Below are 20,023 nucleotides of genomic sequence, written 5' to 3'. Positions count from 1 at the left end.
TCAGGAGAGGGGCTCGTAGGGACCGAAATCGATTTCTACCGGCTTATGGTTACGGCGCTTCTCTTCCGGTGGCATCTGCATATAGTCGCCGTACGAACGTGTCAGAACCGCGTCGTACTCGCGCTGGAGTTTGACCGTAATGTCTTCAAATGGAACATCCCGAGCTGGGAAGAGCTCCTCACGAGTCACTGTCCAGTTCCACGGATCACGCATCGAAAAGTCAGCGTAGATCCCTGTATCAACCGATTCGAAACGACGAGCAGCCTTATCCCACTTGTTCTGCAACATTTGTGGGGTTACACGGAATAAACGCATAGCCCAATGAGCAAGCGAGGTTGCGCTGTGGATCGCAAAACGCTTGAAGCCGTGTGTGTCGATCAAGTAGGGAGTCGGGGTTCCCTGTACGTAGAGCAGACGACCCCACACCCATGTTCTGCGACTCATTGCTTTAACCGCTGCAGGATCATCGCCCGGAACATTATCGAGAGGAAGGAGATCGATTGCTAGGCGCATCCGGTACTTCGAGTCCTTGCCAAACTCAGGAATGAAGACAGTTCCATCCAGCCCAAGTTTGGTAAACATGAAGGGATATTCTGGCACCGTACGCGTATTGTCGAAACGATAGTCTTTCGACATAATCTTCGGCGCCTCGGCAAGGAAACGCTCGTAATCGGCACGGGGCATCAGCACGTCAACATCATCGTCCCACGGGATGAACCCCTGATGCCGCACAGCCCCAATAGATGTTCCACCGTAGACCGTGTACTCGACCCCAAGCTCGCGACAGGCTTGATCAAAATCCTTCAGAATCTTTAGGAGAACTGCCTGAATCTTCGCAAGTTGCTCCGGATCTGAAAATGCATCAGGCGTTGCCATACGTTGTCCTTAAACTCGAGCATCATTCCAACTTGATCGTTACCCGATTATCGCACAGGAGAGTATTTCAGCCGAGAAACACATCGTGCTTCAACAATGATCCCAGACTCGTTACGCCACAAGAATTCACATGCACATCCACGTTGTTCACCACTGTCGTAGGTTGCACACGAGAAACAAGAGTCGATCAAGGGGAGCCAGATACGCGTCCATTACACTAAGTGACCATGCATCTGCCCCAACCATATACGCGAGATCTTGGCTCTCGCGATAACGCCCTCAACCTCCTGCGATTAGCCCTTGCGTTTCTGGTTGTGTTTTCTCACGCCCAGATTCTGGCAGGTGTTGGAGATGGTGTTGTCTGGCAGGGACAACACCTGGGTAGCTGGGCAGTCGTTGGTTTCTTTGGTATTTCCGGCTTTCTTATCACGGGCGCACGAACTCGAAGTAATGGCGCACACTATTTGATGAATCGCATTACTCGCATCTATCCCGGATTCTTGCTGTCCCTAGTTGCGGTTGCTTTCATCTTCGCACCGATTGCCTATTACGTTGAAAAGCACTCGTTCGACGGGTTCTTCGCAACTCCGACTACGCCACTCCACTACATTTACTCGAATATCTTCCTTTTAATTAATCACTACGATGTCTCGGGCACTCTTGCATCGGTGCCTTATCCGTCGGCTTGGAATGGTTCCCTCTGGAGTTTGTACTACGAGTTCTGGTGTTACATCATCATCGGTGTCTTCCTGTCATGGACGTTCACAAAGAACCACGTGTGGCCAACAATCCTGCTATTCCTCGTGTCGGTAGCAATTCACGCGAGAATCGGTTGGTTCCTTCCCTACGTTGGAAATAGTGGCGATTTTCAGCTACTCATCTTTATGCTCCCGTACTTCCTTGGGGGCGCGATTATCTTCCAGCTAGGCGATAAGTTGCCAATGAGATGGGAGTACGCTTTTGTTTCCCTCATCCTTGCGCTTGTGTGTATCTACGGTTCGGACGGTTTCGGTAAGCAAGCAGCATCACCATTTATGGCCTACGTGATCCTCTGGCTGGGAGCTGTTCTCCCCTCTCCGAAACTCATTCAGGTTCATGACATCTCGTACGGCGTGTATATTTTCCACTTCCCCGTCCTTCAGCTTCTTATCCTGTTCGGCGTTCACACGATGGGGTTCTGGTTCCTTTTAATGGTTGCCACGTTCATCACTGTCATCTTGGCGACAGCGAGCTGGTTGGGTGTTGAACGTGCAACGATGCGTTGGGTTCGCGGAAAATCCCCCTGGGGAGAGCTCTCCTTAGCTGCTCGTTAGTAAGCCTCAGCAAACAAGGCTTTTCGCTACAGAGAACTCACTTCCCTCATTTCCGCCATTGCCTTCCAACGAAGTGATAGCCATTCACTGAAAGAGGTTGGTGGGCGCTTTTCAGAAGCACCCACCAACCTCTTTCAGTGTGCTCTGATACACTACGAAATCACATGCTTCAGAAGTTGCGAGACAGCCGCGTTATCCTTCTGCTTCAAGGCTTGGGGAAGCAAAGTCAGAGCATGTGCTCTCGACGTTGAATGAATACGCGCAGCACGTGCAGCGCGCCTCCAGCCATTCTTCAATACGAGCTTCTCGGCAATTGCAAAGTAATCGCGTTCTCCTTGGAAACGACGGCCATCAAAAAGTGCAGTCGACGATGCAGATTCAGCGTGACGACGGTATGCAAAACATACATAGGGATCGAAGAGCAGAGAGCCTCCAGCCACGATGACATCCATGACAAGCGCAAGATCCTGAATAATCGGGAAACCCGGACGGAACTGCGTTGTTTCAAAAACCTCACGCTTGAAGACGAGCGAAGGCCAGTACAACCAATCGGCTCGCAACAGCGATACGGCAAGATCCTCACCGGACAACAGACGAGGCCGCTGCGCATCAGGTCGCAGTAGGGACTTAACCCGGTCGACAACAGGAGTGACCGCAGAGCTGCTCTCATCAATGATTCGAACTCCCGGCTGGATAATGGATGCAGAGGGAAATTCAGAGTGAAGCTTCAAGATTCGTTCGACGAAGTCGCGTTCTGGAACATCATCGCATCCAAGCAACATAATGAGCTCCGCCGAGGCAAGTTCAACGCAGTGCTCATAGTTCTGGGTGATGCCCAGATTGTTTTCATTGCGAATATAAGTCACGCGCTCGTCATCAAGGTGCGAGAAGTACTCGCCCACCTGCGGATCTGGGTAGCAGTCATCAACAACCGTCAACTTCCATCCGCCCACGCTTTGGTTACGAACGGCCTCTACTGTTTCAAAGAGGTACGACGGTTCGCCCCAAAACGGCAACATAATGTCGAGGGTATGCATAGCTCAATCTCTCAGATTCTTCGGGGGAAGGTAGACAACGGGTCTGGCTTCTACCTTTCAGATAACTCCATCTTAGTTGCTCGATTATTATCTCGGCAGAACCTACAGGGAACGCCAAGATAGTGCGCGAACCCTCACCTATATTTTTCAGCTCACGGTGTCTGATTTAGCTCGTTTTATACGAGGTAATGGCAAAGCCAACTGATACCATCACACCTATGCGAAAGACTGTTCTCGTTACTGGTGCCGGTGGCTATATTGGTCGCCATGTCGTCGACGCTCTGCTGAAGCATGACGTCAATGTTTCTGTCGTGGATTTGAAGTTTGACGCAATCGATGAACGCGCTAAACGCCTGAACGTCAATATCTTTTCAGGCGACGCTGACATCTACGAGCAGCTAGGCAAGCCCGATGTTGTGCTTCACATGGCCTGGAGGGACGGTTTCAAGCACAATTCTCAGGCGCATGTGGACGATTTGGCTTCCCACTACCACTTCATCTCAAATCTGCTTGAAGGTGGGTTGTCTCAGATTGCAGTGATGGGCTCAATGCATGAGGTCGGATATTGGGAAGGCGCTATTGATGCTGACACCCCCTGCCACCCCGCGTCCCTCTATGGAGTAGCAAAGAATGCTCTGCGTGATCTCACCGCTATTCGCGCTTCTCAAACTGGCTCATTGATGCAATGGATCCGTGGCTACTACATCGTCGGCGATGACAAATTCGGTAATTCCATTTTCAGCAAGCTTCTTCAGGCTGATGAAGAAGGCAAGACATCTTTCCCCTTCACCATGGGAAAGAATCTGTACGATTTCATTTCCGTTGATGGTCTAGCGCAACAGATCGCCGCGATCGTGACGCAGGATGAGTACACGGGCATCATTAACGCGTGCTCGGGTCAACCGATCTCATTGGCTGACCGCGTTGAGGCATACATCAAGGAAAACAATCTTTCTTTGACACTCGAGTACGGCGCCTTCCCCGATCGTCCTTATGACTCCCCCGGCGTTTGGGGCGATCCAACGATCATCAACCAGATCATGGCAAAGAACTGACTTCGCGTTCACATAGGTGTGGCCTCCCTACAGACAGGGAGGCCACACCTTTTTGACCAGGATCCTATGTGAACTGCGAACGCAGTTCCTTCCAGTTCGGCGTAGCAGCCAGAACCGTACCCACCAAGATAACCACACAGCACACGATCTGTAGGACGCTGGGAACGGTCCCTTGCAAAAGGAATGCGAAGATCACCGCCCACGCAGAGTAAGAGATGTTCAGTGCCATCCCTCGCGAGGCGCCGACTGTGTCGATGGCCTTGTAGTAGAAGAGATACGAAGCCGTTCCGGCGATTGCGGCAATCGCGATCACACCAGTTCCCACCGTCGGGATTGCACGGAGGGTAAACCCGACGACCCCAGCGATCGGAGCAACAACAATGACATACACGAGCGCCGATGTTGTTTCACGAATATGGAGGGCAGTCTCGTTGTCAACGGCATCGTCACGCATTCCCCACGCGAGAATGACAGCTTCGGAGCCCCAACCAAAAACACAGGCAAGAGCGGCAATGACGCCAAGGACAGGGTTGCCCTCGGTAACCGTCTGCGTGGACGAATAGCCGATCATCACAATGGCTCCAAGAGCTACGAGCAAAGCAATAATCTGCTTGGGGCTCATACGTTCTTTCAGGAATACGAACGCCAGAACGGTACCCACGGCCGGGTAGAAGGTGGAAATGATGGCCGTAAAGCCCGGCCCGATGTGATTGATCGCAATCAGGTACCCGGTCATACCGAACGGACCACCCAGCAATGCGCCGAGCATGACGGCTCGACCCGATCGAGTCTTCACCGCAGCTAAAGAGTCACGTAGACGACCTCTCAGGCCCATATAAACAAGCAGGACCAGGGCGGCCGTCACATCGTGCAGTAGCGCGGATGAAAGCGATGATTCTGACGCATCGAGGAACGGGACAAAGACTAGTGCGAGAGCCAGGATCGACGTGTCCAAGCCCCAGAGAGCACCCGAAAAAATACCCCACTTCATTGCGTGTCTCCTCTTCAGTTATCCAGCTCGGCGTTCTCGTACGCAGCAAGTAATTCGTTGAGCTTTCCGGTTGCGTGCGAGTAGTAGATGTACAGCCATTCACCGACGTTGTCGCCCTCTGCTTCCTTTACGAGGGACCAGATGTACCAACACCACCCAGCAAAGACAACGTATGACCAGAAGTGACGCTGTTCGGTTGGGGTGGGTGTTCGGCCAAAATAGTATTCGAGGGCTTGGGTAGCAAGCTCATCGGTGAGATCGGTCGCGCAAACGACCATTGTCCCGAAGTCAGCAGCGATATCGGACATCCCCGCGTATTCCCAGTCGATCAGGTCAAGATGCCCGTTCTGAGAAACAAGGAAGTTCAGGTTGAAGAAATCGTTGTGGCTGGGACCCAGCGGGAAGTTGTCCGCATCGGCGTGTGTCTTCAGCCGAAGGACCTTGGTGCGAAGCTCCTCATATCCAGGTACGTCGATGGGACCAAACTGTTTCAGAATCTCTTCGTATCGCAGACCTTCAGTGACGAAGTCAAAGTTGCGAGTGAGAGTCTTCCCACTGTCATGTAGGCGTCGGGACATCTGCATCGCGCGACGAAGCTCGTCGGGATTCGTCACGTCAAGGTTGCGACAATCGGGGATAAAGCGAGAGATCTTCCATCCTTGAATCGGGTTGGAAGCAAGGAATGTCGAGTCTAGTTCCAGTTCACTCGCCAGATTCAGTGCTTCGCTTTCGGCTTGTCGGTCCACGATCTTGTCAGTTCCCAGGCCCGGATGGCGATAGACATACTCTTTGTCTCCCACAGCAAAGTGGCATGACAGATTAGTAATTCCCTGCTTGAGGGGGTAGACATCCTGGATATCATTCACATCGCAGTTCAATGTTGCCGTGATGTTGTCAAAAATCTCGGAGTCAACGTTCTCCATGAAGAACGGGTCAAAAGAGCGAAGTTCATCAAGAGAATCAAATTCGTTAATCAGGCCAGCAGGGTATGTGCGCATGACCATCGAGAACTGCTTGATGTTGTCGACATAGATCTGTTCCCAGAGCTTCGGGGTGGTTTCTGGAAGGTGATAAACGCGCTCGAGGATCTCCACAAACGTGGCTGAGAATTCACGGTCGAAGTAGACGTGGCCAAGCATGATCCACGCGTCATGTCCGCCAACTTCAACGCCGGTAATGCGACCGCCAGCGCCGGTTGTCAGACACCACTCATCGGTCTCACCTTCAACATACTGGGCAGAGTAGTAGGCGCGGTAAACGTGGGATTCGAAAGGATTTTCGGTGAAGTAATCGTCGGACGAGCAGACGTAGGTATTGGCCAGTTTGTCGCGTACCAGCCACAGCGAACCATTGTTGTTTCGCGTGGCGTATTCGGAGTTCACAACGATTTTCACGCCGTATTTTTCGACGAGGTAGAAGAAGTATTCCTTCTTGTAACCGACAACGACGGTGATGTCTGTAATTCCGGCTTCGTGGAGCTGCTCGATCTGGCGTTCGATCAGAACCTCTCCGTGAACACGCAGGGTCCCCTTCGGTCGTTCATAGGAGATGGGGGCGAAACGTGATGAGAGACCTGCTGCCATAATGACTGCGTTATCGACAGCATATGGCGCGAGAGCTTCCAGGCCAGCGTCAGTGATCTGACGGGCCGCAAGATACCCGCTCGCTTCAAGCTCACGAACAGCCGAGTTCACACGTCCTAGTGACATACCCGTTATTGCTTGGATCTCACGCTGAGTAAGCGTTCCTTCGTTACAGTTCACTGCGTAAAGAACATCGAATTGCGCGTGTGACAGTGGTGCAGACATCAGCCATCCGTTCAAGAATTGTTTTCCGAGACTCACGTTCAAACATAAGCCTTGTGTAAATAATTATGAACACACAGCGTGGTGATGTCACGCATTTTTGCGTATTTCACATATTTTCAATCGACTTCAACGAAGCAAATACGTGCACTTCATCGACTTTCTGGCACGTTATTCACCAATAACGACGCGTGGCACCCCCGCCCACAACTCGGGTGAGGTCACGCGACGCCCATCGAGTAGCAGACGAATTCCTGGGCAATCCGCTGGGGTGAGCGTGCGGTACAGTGCATGATCGGCCTGAACAATGGCGCAGTCGCACGCATCAGCCCCCAGATGATACGGCTCCCACCCGAAGCCTCGTAACTCATCGTCTGAGTACATCGGATCATGAACGGCGACGTTTGCCCCGCGAGTGCGCAGAGACTCAACCGTGGCGAACACGCCGGAGAACGCCGTCTCTTTCACTCCCCCCCGGTACGAGGCGCCTAGAACCGCAACTCGTAGCCCCGCTAGCGAACCCAGCACGGACTCCGCGCGAGACACAACGTATTCCGGCATCGTCGCGTTGTAGGAACGCGCAGTGCGCACGATCGATGCATCCGGGTCGGTCGACAGGTAGAGGCGCGGGTAGACGGGAATACAGTGCCCTCCCACTGCGATCCCCGGACGGTGGATATGCGAGTAGGGCTGGGAATTGCACGCGTCGATCACTCGCTCAACATCAATCCCCACCTTGTCCGCATAGACTGCAAACTGGTTGGCCAAGCCAATGTTGACATCGCGGTAGGTAGTTTCAGCGAGTTTCGCCATCTCTGCAGCCTCGGCGCTTCCCATATCCCAGACTCCGTTGGGGGAAGGCAGGTCAGCGCGCTCATCGAAGTCGAGAACCGCTTCATAGAAAGCGATACCCGCTGCTGTTCCCGCATCGTTCAGCCCACCAACCAGCTTCGGGTATTTACGCAGGTCAGCAAAGACTCGTCCGGTCAGCACACGTTCGGGCGAGAAGACGAGATGGAAGTCTTGCTCTTCCTTCAATCCCGAAATCGACTCAATCATTGGCTTCCACCGGTTGCGGGTTGTACCCACGGGCAGCGTGGTCTCGTAGGAGATAAGAGTATTCGGAGTGAGATGCGTGGCCAGCGAGCGCGTCGCATCATCCATCCACCCGAAATCCGGCTCCCACGTCGTGTCATTAACGAAAAGCGGAACAACAAGGACAACAGCGTCAGCGCCGGGAATCGCTTCTTCATACGACGTTGTCGCACGCAAGCCCCCTGAAGCAACAACGTCGCGCACGTATTCATCAAGGTGCGCTTCACCTGGGAAAGGTTCGACGCCCTTATTCACCAGGTCAACGGTCGTTTCATTCACGTCGACGCCGATGACGTCATGCCCTTTCATCGCATACTGCACGGCCAGTGGCAGTCCAATTTTTCCGAGGGCAACAACAGCGATACGCACGGGTACTCCTTCAGGGCTCTGTTCGCCATCAAGTATGCGCTGAAGAAGCCGTGACTCTCTTGATTCACGCGCGGAGCGCCGGTATCCGTGGGCGCACACAACAGATAGATAGAATGAATTCCATGTCGCGTCCCCAAATTCTGGTCCTCTCATTTTCTCCGCTTATGCGCGATGCCCGCGTACTGCGTCAGCTCAGCGTCGTTGCTGAGTTTGGTGACATCACGACCTGCGGATACGGTCCTGCAACGCCCTATTCCACGCATCATGTTGAAATCCCAGCAGGCGCGGCCTCGTTGCCCCAGACTCCCCTGGGAGTTGCGTGCTTGGCACTTCATTGCCACCGCGCATCGGACTTGGCAGCCCCCGGCACGCGCGCAGTCATTGACGACTTACGGGCACGTCACTTCGACGCAGTGATCGCCAACGATGCGCGCGCACTTCCGCTTGCGTACGAGGCCGCCCAGTCTGCACCGATCTGGGCTGACCTGCACGAGTGGGCACCTGAAGAGCGCACCCACGTTGCAGCGTGGAGGATCCTTATTGCGCCGTGGATCGATTCGGTCTGTGAGCGTTATCTTCCCAGGGTCGCGAATGCGACGACGGTTGGCACAGAAATTATGAAGCTCTACGAGCGCCGTTATGGTGTTCGCCCGCAGCTCATGCGTAATGCCGCTCCTTTCGCGGACCTCACGCCATCAACTACTCCTACACACAGGCCACTACGCATCGTCCATTCGGGTGCGGCAGTGCCCGGGCGTAGCCTCGAAACAACGATCGACGCAACCCTGGCTACGGACGGCGATTTCAGCCTTGACCTGTACGTGGTGCCCGGTGGGGATAAGGGCGCTTATCTCAAAGAATTGAAGGCGCGAGCATCCGGTTCGGACCTCGTTCGTTTCCACGATCCTGTCGCTCCCGCTGACCTGCCGGCCACCCTGAACGCCTACGACATTGGTGCATTCTGGATGCCACCGGTGACAACAAACGCACGCCTCACGCTACCCAATAAGTTCTTCGACTTTGTGCAGGCACGTCTTGCCCTGGCAATTGGGCCGAGCATTGAAATGACCGCTTTACTCGAAAAACACGAACTGGGCGTCATCTCCGCCGGGTACGAGGTTCCTCAAATCGTTGATTCCCTGCGCCAGCTGACACCAGAAGTGGTTGACCAATTCAAACAGGCTTCGCACACCGCCGCACCCGAGCTCTGCTTTGAGAAGGAAGCTGAAGTCGCACGCGGAATCATGCGCGACATGTTGGGATGTTCTTAACGAATAGTTCGCTCCCACATCAGCACATTGAGTCGCAGGTTCCCCGAAGTGACCCCCTGTTGAAACTCAGCGTGAAGATTGAGCCACTTCCAGCACGATTGCGGTAGCTCGCGCAGATGAGACCGCAACCGATCGGTGTTCTACAACCCAGCGATGAAGGCGCGCACGATCACAGCGCGGATCATTGTCATCAAGAGTTGACAGCTCAACCATCGCATCACACACCGCATCGACATCTACATCAACTGCGCACCCCAGGTTTGCTTCCGCCACGTCGAGTGCAGCCTGCCCGGGACCAGCAAAAATAACAGGAGTTCCCGCTGAAAGGGACGATAAAATCTTCGTCGGATACGCGTAGTCGTAGGCGCCGGGCTTCATTGAGGCAAGCGACGCAGTGGCGAGCGCGTACCAGCGTTGGGCTTCCTCGGCGCTGACAGTTGGGTGGAATTCAATTCCAGCAATCCCGCGAGCGCGATCGCGCAACTGCGCCCACGCACTCCCCTGCCCTAAATAAATGAGGCGCGCCTCCGGAAGCTTCTCCTTCACCTTTTCGAACGCATCGATAAAGATCTCCGGAGCGAGCCACTGGGCGACTGTGCCCGCGTAAAGGAAGACGGGGCCTGAAGTTTGGGGGAATCCTTCGGGGACGAGGCCACGATCCCCGCTCAATTTGCCGTCGCTTGTTTCATCGCGGGTCGTATCAATGCCATTGGGGACGACGACTGCTTCCCGACCTGAAATGGCCTGGACTCGATCCGCGACACCCTGGGATACGGCGATGACTGCCGTTGCTCGCTTCATTGCGGTTCGTTCCATCCACGTCACCGCGTCAACGACAAGTCCAGTGGTTCCTTGGGCGCGCGCCGCGTCCGACACGATATCCGCCGCATAGTAAATGTGAGGAATACGCCGTATACCGCATGCTATAGCGGTAACAAGACCGGTGGTCGGTGGCGGTTCGTTTACCACTGCATCTGGGCGTTTCGCCGTTAGCAGGCGGAAAAAGAGCGGAACGTCGAAAGACATATAGGGAACGTATCCGCGTACTGCTCCCGTTGCGTCACGAAGAACCGGCCAGCGCCTGACGTCGATATCGTTCATCCACGATGGGAGTGGGAGGCTCCGCAGTGATTTTTCGGGTTTTGAGGTGAAAACACTCACCTGAGCCCCGCGCGCATGCAGGGCACGAGCGAGAGCACTCAAGCGAAGTGCCGCGGCAGCTGGATCAGGCGTAAAAGTACGGGTCGCAATAACGACACGAGCCTTTGATCGCGATGGTGAGCGTCGTCGTTTCACTCTTTAAGTGTGCAGCACTCTCCCCTGATACTCCAAGCAGACACCGTAATGGCACAATTGCACGTATGGGTCCGTCTATCCTGCGTCGAATGCGAGCTGAACATCCTCAGCTGGCACATATTTCGACGCTTCTGACGGGAACCGTCATTGCACAGCTGATTGTCCTTGTGACAACCCCCATCATCGGGCGCCTCTATACTCCTGAAGATATTGGATCATTTGCTGCGTTCCTTGCTGTTGCGCAGATTGTCGCGGGCGTGAGTGCTGGCAGATACGACATGGCAATCGTGCTTCCCGACCGTGACAACGAGGCGCGACGCCTTGTCCGCGTTTCGCTCACGCTGACATCCATCGTTGCAGTACTGACATCCGTATTCTGTTGGATCTTTGCCCGCCCGATTTCCCGCGCTTTAAACCACGAGGAATTGGCGGGGATTCTTGGCTGGTCAGGCATTGTTGTCATGTGCCTTTCCGTCACGTCAGTGATGAATTACTGGCTCACTCGAGTCGAACGATTCTCAGTCATTTCATCAAATAGGGTGCTCAATTCTGCCGGTATTGAGTTGAGCCGCATCGGAGCCCCGTTTGCTGGCTTAGCTCCCCTAACGGGTCAGCTTTTCAGCCAGTTCTTCGGGCAGATCCTCTCTACTTCTACTCTGCTGTATCGTGGCCGATCGAGCCTCGTCGCCCCCGAGACTGGCGGACGCACCACGAAGCAACTCCTGCGCCGCTATCGGCGAATGCCGTTACTGAACGCTCCCAATGCGTTGGTTGATGCTGTGCGAGTCAACGGAATCGTCCTGCTCATTGGCGTGTGGTATTCAGCTGATCCGCAGGGGCAGTTTGCCAAAGCGTGGCTCCTCATGCAAGCGCCCGTAGCTCTGATCACCAGCGCAGTTTCTCAAGTGACCTATCGTTCCCTCGCTGTTGCACCCCGCGGAACGCTGTTGATGACAGTCCGTAGATCGATCCGTTTATCCTTCTTCGCCTCCATCGGTCCCTTCGTTCTGCTTGCCTTGATCGCTCCTTCGTTGTTCCCCTGGTATTTGGGGGTCGGTTGGGAACAGTCTGGGCTGATTGCTCAAGCCCTCCTCCCCTGGCTTCTGCTCAATGTCGTGACATCGCCGATTTCAACGGTTTTCGTTGTCACAGACAGGCAAGGTCTGATGCTCGCATTCGCGTGCGTGTATGCGGCAACTCCCCTTGGAATCATCCATATCATGGGTGGCGCAGGCTTTCCGATCGTCACCACGCTCTGGGTTGTCTCCATCGTCCAGGCACTGTTACTTGCCGGCCTCACCGCGCTCACGGTTCGCGTTGCTAGAGTCTGGGATAAGTCTGACAATACGGAGTCTTACCCCGTTACGCCACGCACTAGTGGCGTGGCGCCCATGACCGTTGAACAGGCAGATACCGAATGAAAGTCACACTTGCCAAAGGTACCCTGTCGATTCCTCCCACGTATTTCGCCACCGCCCATGCGCTCGCAATGCCGGATATCGACTGGACCATCGTGACTCGTACGGCGTTCATCGATGATCCATCAATGAGCATTCCTGTTCTCCAGGTGGTTCCCGATCGTCTTGCCCCTACAGTTCAACGCGCTGCGAAATGGGCGTATGGGCACGCCATGACACGCATGATTGTTGCCAGCCACCCCGACATCATTCATCAACAGCAGGCAACGTGGTCTCTTCCAGCGGCTCGAGCATCACGCAAGCTCGGTGTTCCACTGGTGACAACCGTGCACGGTGGGGATGCCTATCATCATTCCAACCTTGGAATCCATCTTCCCTCTATACCGAGAAGAGCCGGCGCATATTGGAATGACCTCAATATTGAGGCTGCGTTCCATCAATCTACACAGGTGCTCGCCGTGTCGAGGTTCCTTGCTGACAAAGCTGTTCAATCTGGAGTAGATGCCCGCAAACTGACTGTTCATTACCAAGGCGTCGACACCAGCTGGTGGACTCCCGCCACTTCTTCCATCACCGGCGAACAATCTCCGCTTGCCACCGATGATCCAATCCTGCTTTTCGTCGGAGCGCTGAGCGAGCTCAAAGGGATCCCCGACCTGCTTTCTGCTCACGATTCCCTCTTAAGTTCGTACCCCCATCGCCTTGTCCTGATCGGAGATGGGCCGCTACGTTCTCAAGTCGACAAGGCCGCTTCCGCCGACCCATCAATTCACGTGCTCGGACGCGCAACAAAGGAAGAGGTCCGCAAGTGGATGCGTTGCGCGACCGGCCTCGTACTCCCCACCCAAACAACGAACGGTAGAGCCGAAGCCGCCGGACTTGTCCTTCTTGAAGCGCAAGCGTGCGGGACCCCCGTTATCGCGAATCGGGTCGGTGGAACTCCTGAAATGGTCGCACCATCGTGGAGTGAACATCTCGTAACGGAGCGCGATGTGCAATCCCTTGCATCCCAGATGACAGCCCTGTTGAGCATGAACGAATCTGAGCGTGAAGAACGCGCTCAGCATGCGTCACGCTGGGTCAAAAAGAATCGCAGTGTCACACGCGCAATCGAACAACTACGGGATATCTACAGTCAGCTCACACACTCAACAGCCTTCTGAGCGCGCGGAGTCCGAAAACACCGTGGGCGTTGTGAGGAATTCTCCTTTCGCGCCCACTTTGCTGTTTCTGGTCACCTACTTGCGCACATCCGGGCTTTCATGAGAACTTCGTCTGAAACAGCACCGGTTCCGCCTAGAGCGACAACCTTCTTGGGTTTAACGTCCTTCAAGTAGTCGCAGACACTGGAGGGCAGTGAAGCGGTTTCGGTCAACAGACGAGGACCATCCGTGAGGGTGCCTGATGCAACACCATCCATGAAAACATCGCCGCGGACAAGATAGACAATTGAAGGCTTTGTCGGATACGAATGACGCGCTGAAGCAACCGACGTGGAGTACCGGTCTGTCCCTCCGAGCGAGGTGGCACCAGCAGCTAGCGACACCGAGCCCAGCTGATACCTCTTTCCACCCAGCTTTGATGCCAAAGAAGCAGACGCACTATCCAAGCCAACTCCCGGCTTCGCCAAGAGAATCGGCCCGTCTTCGGCGTTTGCAGCAACCAGAGCGTCAGCTGAGCCAACGCCGTTCACACCCAAGCCATCTGCAACGTAAACCGCTGCGGATGTCGTGGGAAACACGTATGAAGCAACACGACGAGCAGTATCAAAACGATCAGTTCCGCCCAAGCGCACTCGAGAAACACCCGGGAGCGAGTTCCAGAGCGAATCTGGCAAGACTCCGGTTCCACCAACCATGACGACCTTTGAAACACCAAGGCGTCTCATTTCGTTGACTGTTTCAGGCTTCACTCCCCCGCGTGAAGCGAAGAGAATTGGCCCGTCTTTAACGACGCCGGCAGCCAAAGCATCAACCGGCGACAGGCGGTTCACCAGATAGGCTGTCGTCGCTCCCGAGGGGAAACGCGCTTGCGAAATGGCAATTGCGGTGGAATCGCGGTCTGCGCCCGAAAGACGTCCGCCTTCAGCGGGAACAGCTCTGGGAGTCTCCTGAACATTGCCTGCTCCGTCAATCCAAGCGTTGTTGCCTTTAACGAGGCTGGCAACAACCTTACGCAGACGCGGAAGCTTGTCATAGAACGCTTGACCTGGGCACTCTGTTCCCCCGACGTCACGGTGACCCGACAATGCTGGAATCCAACGACCACCGGCTGGCTGCCCCTGAACCCAGATGCCCTTGTAGGGATCCTCGATACCGATTCGTTTAAAGAGCCACGCAGCGAGCTTTGCCACGGAGTTCTGAGCTACATATGGCGGTTCTTCGTAGACGAAGTTTCCGACAACAGAAATGCCCAGCGTGTTCGTGTTCGCACCGTAGGCATGACCGCCTTCGTAGAAGCCAGTCAAAGATCCTTCGCGACCTTCATATACGGTGCCATAGCGATCAACGAGGAAGTGGTAGCCCACATCACCCCAACCATTCACGTTGGTGTGAAAATTCCAAATACCCTTCACCGTCGCCGCGGCGCTTGCCTTAGAGTAGCTGTTGTCCGAGGCAGTGTGGTGGATAACAACACCCTGAGGCCTAATCGCTTCAGGAGTCCAACCTGACGACCATGGCAGACCGTATTCGCCACGGGACAAAATATTCAGTCCCTGCATTCCAGTGTTGTACGAGGCGCCTCGTACACCAGTATTCACTGCACGCGCGCCCGGTTGCTCCTTGAAGTCAACCTTCTTCAACGAAGAATCAGAGCCAAGTTCATTTTCCTGGGTTTCGGTGTACACCACGCTCACATGAACGTTCCCCAGGGCCTGGACATCAGTATCAGTGCCAGGCGCCGCTTTCACGACAGCTTCGATTTTCGAGGCATCCTCAAGATAAATGGGATTCGTGCTCTGCGTCATTGTCTCAGCAACAGCATCCTCAAGTTCGACGTCTGTCCAGCCAGACCACATACCATCGGCTTCGCTTCGGTATGCGATCGTGACTGCGCCTTCTTTAATACCGTCTTCGAACACAACACCGGCAATAACAACACCTGAAGGAAGATCAGACGCGACGTGCAGAACAGATTCTTCATTCTCTTCGGGAACTACTTCGGAAGCATTGTGAAGAGAGCGCTGTTCAACCTCAACAAGGAACGGATCTTCACTTTCACCAGTTCCGTATTCACTTGGAGCGACTTTTTCTTCCATGGGAGCTTCAGCGATGTCTTCCATGCCATGAATATCAGCAATGGAAACCGTGGCAGGAGCAACATCCATGTCAGAGGGAAGAACTAAGTCAGTAGCAGTCGAAGGCGTCGATGGCTGAAGGGCAAGAGCAGCAGCTAACGCGCCCACACTCAGAAGCGACACAATAGACAATCGGCGCACAATTACTCCAAAACGCGGTGACAGATGTTGCTAGTGTGACACATGTTGTTAATGGAAACAATGTGAATTCACCAGTATCACGCCATTGAGCCCCTATTTGTTACAGGGTCACCGCGTACCCTTCGCGCGCAGACTCCAGTATCGCTTCCGTGATTCGTAGGGTCTCTAAAGCTTCACGCATCGAAACATGATTCGCCCCTATACCGTTGATCGCATCGCGGAAGTTCTCCTGTTCAACAACAAGAGGTTCACGCTTATCAATCGCATAGCGAGTCACTGTTCCCTCACTGACACCCCTAAAAGCTGCCACTTGATCCCACTGAACGCGTGTTGAGCCGTTTTCGTAGAACGTCAGGTCCGCCATCGCAGTATCGGCGACCAGGGCCCCCTTCTCTCCAACGACAATCGTCGTGCGATCTTTATAGGGAGAAAGCCAGTTGATCTGGTGGTTGACCAAGATGCCATTATCCAAACAGCCCGAAGCAACCAGCATGTCTTCATCTTCGCGCCCCGAACGATACGCCGTTTGGGCAAAGATTGTCCGATAGCTACTCCCCGTCACCCACTGCGCAAGATCAATGTCGTGCGTTGCCAGATCCTTCACTACACCGACGTCGGAGATGCGCGCCGGGAAAGGTGATTGCCTCCTGGTTGAAATCTGAAAAATTCTTCCAAGCTGACCGCCAGCGATGCGCTGACGCATTTGCATGAGCGCAGGGTTACAGCGCTCAACGTAGCCAACAGCACCGATAACACCAGCATTATCGAATGCTTCAACGATCTTCTTGCCCGCTTCGTATGACGTGGCAAGTGGCTTTTCAACCAATGTGTGAACACCAGCGTCAGCAAGGCTCAGTGCCACTTGCTCATGGAACACCGTCGGTACAGCAACGATCGCCGCATCAATACCTTGGGAAATCATGTCATCAACGCCAGGCAGAACTTTCATGCCATTGCCGACACCAAAGCGATCTCCTGCTGGATCAACAAGGGCAACCAGCTCAACTCCATCGGTTTGTCGAGCAATGCGAACGTGATGGCGCCCCATTGAGCCAACGCCAACGATACCCAAACGAATAGTCATCGAAACCTCACGCCCCAGCGCGAGCAAGCGTGTTCACGGCTTCAACGATGCGTTCACGTTGCTGGTCGATCAAGGATGGATATACGGGCAACGACAATACCTCGCGCGCAGCGCGAAGCGTATTGTCGAGTTCGGTCGATGGCGCATAGGGTTTCAATGACTCAAGCCTATGATTCGGAATCGGGTAATACACTCCGCTTCCCACTCCCCATTCCTCAGCCAATGCCTTCATGAAACGGTCTCGATCAGTATCAATCAGACGAATCGTGTACTGGTGATATACGTGAGTCGCTCCCTCAGCGACACGAGGAACAATTACTCCTTCTAAATGAGTGTCAAAGAATGCGGCATGAGCTTGACGTTGCTTGGTCCACTGTCCAACTTTCGTCAATTGCACCCGCCCGATTGCCGCATGGATGTCGGTCATGCGGTTATTCAAGCCAACCAGCTCATTCGCATACCGTTGTTCCATACCTTGGTTACGCAAAAGACGAACGTTTCGTGCAATCGTCTGATCCGTTGTCGTCACCATGCCACCCTCACCGGATGTCATGTTCTTCGTCGGATAGAAACTGAAAGCTCCAAATGCTCCAAATGTTCCAACGAATTGACCATCAAGCTGAGCCCCGTGTGCTTGGGCCGCGTCTTCAAAGAGCATAAGCGAGTATTTGTCCGCGAGCGCTTTCAGCTCATTCATCGGCGCCGGATGACCATAGAGGTGAACCGGCATAATGGCTTTCGTTCGCTCAGTGATTGCATTTTCAACCGAAGCGGGACTCAGACAGAACGTATCAAGATCAATGTCAGCAAAAACAGGCGTTGCTCCGGCGAGTACAACTGCATTGCCCGTTGCCGCGAAAGTAAACGACGGAACAATAACCTCGTCGCCGACGCCGACCCCCGATGCAAGAAGACCCAAATGAAGCGCAGAAGTTCCTGAATTAACGGCAACGGCATTGGCGCCACCAGCAAGCTGAGCTGAAAACTCGTTTTCAAATGCGGCGACTTCTTTACCCTGGGCAAGCATTCGAGAACGTAGAACTCGGCAAACAGCGTCTACTTCCTCTTCGCCGATAAGGGGATGGGCGGCAGGAATCATTGCAGGCATCAGTCATCGTCTTTCGTCAGGACAGTATCGCCAACGACAGTGTAGGTTTCACCCGTCTTGGGGCAACGCAAACGCGACGGTTGTCCCTCAATCTCTTTCAGTGGAACGCCAGCCGTTCCTACCCAGCCAACCTGTCGGGCAGGAACACCAGCGACAAGGGCATAGTCTGGAACATCTCGCGTAACAACAGCGCCTGCTGCAACCATCGCCCAACGACCAATTGAGACGGGAGCAACCACAACAGCTCGCGCGCCCACCGAAGCTCCATCACCAATTGTGACGCCGACAGGTTGCCAATCATCAGCAGATTTGATGGAGCCATCTACGTTCACTGCTCGTGGAAAATGATCGTTTGTCAGGACGACTGCTGGCCCAATAAAAACTCCGTCACCCAATAGGGCAGGTTCGTACACCAAGGCATAGTTCTGAACTTTGCAGTTAGCTCCCAGCCTGACACCTTCGCCGATATACGCGCCACGACCGATGATGCAGTTCTCGCCCAGAATCGCGGCCTCGCGAATCTGAGCGCAATGCCAAACCGCGCACGAAGGCGGAACTGAGGCGTTCTCGCTCACATCCGCGCTTGCTTGAATACTCACCGGTCATCCTTTCATAGGCAACACTCCTACTGTACCGGCGACGTTTCTTTCCTCTCAATGCTCTTCATCCCCATACACTCACGTCGCCACGCTGCATATAAGAGTGCGAGAATAGCGGTCATGAGGATTGATGACGATACGTGGATCATCATCCCTACGTACAACGAGGGACAGATGATCGGCACCGTTATCGATGCTTTGATGCCTTATTTTTCTCGGATTCTCTGTGTAGACGACGGGTCAAACGATGATTCTGCCAAGGTCGCCCGCTCACATGGAGCCACTGTCATTACCCACCCGATCAATCTTGGTCAGGGCGCAGCTCTGCAAACAGGAATCGAATGGGTGAAGACTCATACATCGGCGCGCTGGATTGTCACTTTTGATGCTGACGGTCAACACGATCCGAAAGATGCTCGTTCAATGGTGGAATACGGGAAAGAGAATCAGCTGGGTTTCGTGCTTGGATCTCGTTTCTTAGGAAGACACGGCAAGTCCGTTCCGCTACTACGTCGCGTTGCGCTAAGAACAGTGGCATTCATTTCCGGTCTACTCGGGGGGCTTCGTCTGTCGGATGCACACAACGGGCTTCGAGCTCTGAACCGTGATGCTTTTAGCCACGTGCACCTGCATCACAACCGCATGGCACACGCCTCGGAGATTAATTCTCAGTTGGCACGCACTCACTTGCCTTATGCTGAGTACCCGGTCCACATCACGTATTCGGACTATTCGCAAGCTAAGGGACAATCCCTTTTAAACGGCGTCAATATTCTTGTTGATCTTATGTGGGAGCGATGATGACAGAGTATTTTCTTATCCGCGCCCTACTGATCATCGGTCTTGCCCTTGTCACGTGGCTACTGGTTCGCCCAGTTCAAAGCCAATCGCATCTTGCCGCCCAACGGCTACTGATCCTCGTCATCGTTATCTTTGCCATCATCACAATTGTGTATCCGCCACTTCTGAACCAGATTGCGCGGGTTGTCGGTGTAGAACGGGGCATTAACCTTTTGGTCTACGCCCTCATTATCTGTGTACTCGCCCAGATGAGCGCGTCGTATCGCAATTCCATGGCGCTGGAAAAACGAATCACTCTTCTTGCCCGCCAAGTCGCGCTTCGCAACGACCCACCTTCGCGCGAATCCCCTCTGACGACGCATACTCACACCACCGACGAGCCCGGGAATCCCTCAAGTGAGCCAAGTACCACTCTGAACAACACGGGCGATTAAAAACGCCACTTTTGGGTGCCCAACCGCCGAAA

At 54.2% G+C, this 20,023-nt stretch carries 17 protein-coding genes; 7 read left to right on the top strand and 10 right to left on the bottom strand.

Annotation, left to right across the window (positions count from 1 at the left end; genetic code table 11):
- Complete coding sequence (locus AC5RE1_RS07860) at nucleotides 1–876, bottom strand: LicD family protein (protein ID WP_493938567.1); 876 nt, start codon at nucleotides 874–876, stop codon at nucleotides 1–3.
- Between the two features lie 227 nt (nucleotides 877–1,103).
- Here AC5RE1_RS07860 and AC5RE1_RS07855 point away from each other — a divergent pair, with 227 nt between their 5' ends.
- Entirely contained in the window at nucleotides 1,104–2,189 is a 1,086-nt protein-coding gene (locus tag AC5RE1_RS07855; protein WP_493938565.1) for an acyltransferase family protein, read from the top strand.
- A gap of 152 nt (nucleotides 2,190–2,341) precedes the next feature.
- On the opposite strand, the gene AC5RE1_RS07850 is transcribed toward AC5RE1_RS07855, so the two are convergent.
- Entirely contained in the window at nucleotides 2,342–3,226 is an 885-nt protein-coding gene (locus tag AC5RE1_RS07850) for a glycosyltransferase family 2 protein (protein WP_006681358.1), read from the bottom strand.
- A 218-nt stretch (nucleotides 3,227–3,444) separates the two neighbouring features.
- On the opposite strand from AC5RE1_RS07850, the gene AC5RE1_RS07845 reads away from it, so the two are divergent.
- The gene (locus AC5RE1_RS07845) at nucleotides 3,445–4,281 is read left to right on the top strand and encodes an NAD-dependent epimerase/dehydratase family protein (RefSeq protein ID WP_493938563.1); all 837 of its coding nucleotides are present in this window, start codon (nucleotides 3,445–3,447) and stop codon (nucleotides 4,279–4,281) included.
- Nucleotides 4,282–4,345: 64 nt separating this feature from the next.
- Here AC5RE1_RS07845 and AC5RE1_RS07840 read toward each other — a convergent pair whose 3' ends face one another.
- From AC5RE1_RS07840 to AC5RE1_RS07830, 3 genes are all read right to left on the bottom strand, one after another.
- Nucleotides 4,346–5,272 carry a DMT family transporter gene (locus tag AC5RE1_RS07840; protein ID WP_006681360.1) on the bottom strand — a complete coding sequence of 309 codons (927 nt, stop codon included), beginning with the start codon at nucleotides 5,270–5,272 and terminating at the stop codon, nucleotides 4,346–4,348.
- Between the two features lie 14 nt (nucleotides 5,273–5,286).
- Complete coding sequence (locus AC5RE1_RS07835) at nucleotides 5,287–7,080, bottom strand: NTP transferase domain-containing protein (protein WP_493938561.1); 1,794 nt, start codon at nucleotides 7,078–7,080, stop codon at nucleotides 5,287–5,289.
- A 168-nt stretch (nucleotides 7,081–7,248) separates the two neighbouring features.
- On the bottom strand, nucleotides 7,249–8,541 hold the full coding sequence (locus tag AC5RE1_RS07830; RefSeq protein ID WP_006681362.1) for a nucleotide sugar dehydrogenase: 1,293 nt from the start codon (nucleotides 8,539–8,541) through the stop codon (nucleotides 7,249–7,251).
- A 122-nt stretch (nucleotides 8,542–8,663) separates the two neighbouring features.
- Here AC5RE1_RS07830 and AC5RE1_RS07825 point away from each other — a divergent pair, with 122 nt between their 5' ends.
- Complete coding sequence (locus AC5RE1_RS07825; RefSeq protein WP_257878420.1) at nucleotides 8,664–9,812, top strand: glycosyltransferase family protein; 1,149 nt, start codon at nucleotides 8,664–8,666, stop codon at nucleotides 9,810–9,812.
- Between the two features lie 66 nt (nucleotides 9,813–9,878).
- On the opposite strand, the gene AC5RE1_RS07820 is transcribed toward AC5RE1_RS07825, so the two are convergent.
- Complete coding sequence (locus AC5RE1_RS07820) at nucleotides 9,879–11,108, bottom strand: glycosyltransferase (protein WP_493938558.1); 1,230 nt, start codon at nucleotides 11,106–11,108, stop codon at nucleotides 9,879–9,881.
- 65 nt (nucleotides 11,109–11,173) lie between these two features.
- Here AC5RE1_RS07820 and AC5RE1_RS07815 point away from each other — a divergent pair, with 65 nt between their 5' ends.
- Together AC5RE1_RS07815 and AC5RE1_RS07810 are read left to right on the top strand one after the other, a co-directional pair.
- Nucleotides 11,174–12,529 carry a lipopolysaccharide biosynthesis protein gene (locus AC5RE1_RS07815; protein ID WP_285084401.1) on the top strand — a complete coding sequence of 452 codons (1,356 nt, stop codon included), beginning with the start codon at nucleotides 11,174–11,176 and terminating at the stop codon, nucleotides 12,527–12,529.
- Complete coding sequence (locus AC5RE1_RS07810) at nucleotides 12,526–13,689, top strand: glycosyltransferase family 4 protein (RefSeq protein WP_285101070.1); 1,164 nt, start codon at nucleotides 12,526–12,528, stop codon at nucleotides 13,687–13,689. The genes AC5RE1_RS07815 and AC5RE1_RS07810 overlap by 4 nt, the downstream gene beginning before the upstream one ends.
- A 71-nt stretch (nucleotides 13,690–13,760) precedes the next feature.
- Here AC5RE1_RS07810 and AC5RE1_RS07805 read toward each other — a convergent pair whose 3' ends face one another.
- The 4 genes from AC5RE1_RS07805 to AC5RE1_RS07790 all read right to left on the bottom strand — a co-directional run bounded on the left by AC5RE1_RS07805 (nucleotide 13,761) and on the right by AC5RE1_RS07790 (nucleotide 18,756).
- On the bottom strand, nucleotides 13,761–15,965 hold the full coding sequence (locus AC5RE1_RS07805; RefSeq protein WP_219585339.1) for a cell wall-binding repeat-containing protein: 2,205 nt from the start codon (nucleotides 15,963–15,965) through the stop codon (nucleotides 13,761–13,763).
- A gap of 100 nt (nucleotides 15,966–16,065) precedes the next feature.
- Nucleotides 16,066–17,049, bottom strand: coding sequence for a Gfo/Idh/MocA family protein (locus tag AC5RE1_RS07800; protein ID WP_179369815.1), 984 nt, complete (start codon nucleotides 17,047–17,049; stop codon nucleotides 16,066–16,068).
- Between the two features lie 7 nt (nucleotides 17,050–17,056).
- Nucleotides 17,057–18,157, bottom strand: a complete 1,101-nt coding sequence (locus tag AC5RE1_RS07795) for a DegT/DnrJ/EryC1/StrS family aminotransferase (RefSeq protein ID WP_103632005.1) — start codon at nucleotides 18,155–18,157, stop codon at nucleotides 17,057–17,059.
- Nucleotides 18,157–18,756 carry an acyltransferase gene (locus tag AC5RE1_RS07790; protein ID WP_285084398.1) on the bottom strand — a complete coding sequence of 200 codons (600 nt, stop codon included), beginning with the start codon at nucleotides 18,754–18,756 and terminating at the stop codon, nucleotides 18,157–18,159. Before AC5RE1_RS07790 ends, AC5RE1_RS07795 begins: the two co-directional genes overlap by 1 nt.
- 120 nt (nucleotides 18,757–18,876) lie before the next feature.
- On the opposite strand from AC5RE1_RS07790, the gene AC5RE1_RS07785 reads away from it, so the two are divergent.
- Together AC5RE1_RS07785 and AC5RE1_RS07780 are read left to right on the top strand one after the other, a co-directional pair.
- Nucleotides 18,877–19,557: a glycosyltransferase family 2 protein gene (locus AC5RE1_RS07785; RefSeq protein ID WP_101627541.1), complete on the top strand. Its 681-nt coding sequence runs from the start codon at nucleotides 18,877–18,879 to the stop codon at nucleotides 19,555–19,557.
- Nucleotides 19,557–19,991 (top strand): DUF2304 domain-containing protein, encoded by a 435-nt coding sequence (locus tag AC5RE1_RS07780; RefSeq protein ID WP_103632006.1) that lies wholly within the window; start codon nucleotides 19,557–19,559, stop codon nucleotides 19,989–19,991. Before AC5RE1_RS07785 ends, AC5RE1_RS07780 begins: the two co-directional genes overlap by 1 nt.
- Nucleotides 19,992–20,023: the final 32 nt, after the last annotated feature.

This window comes from Actinotignum sp. usb-actsch-rep-73, assembly GCF_059082735.1.
The sequence above is the reverse complement of the archived record's forward strand: the minus strand, read 5'-3'. Positions and strand labels throughout refer to the sequence as shown.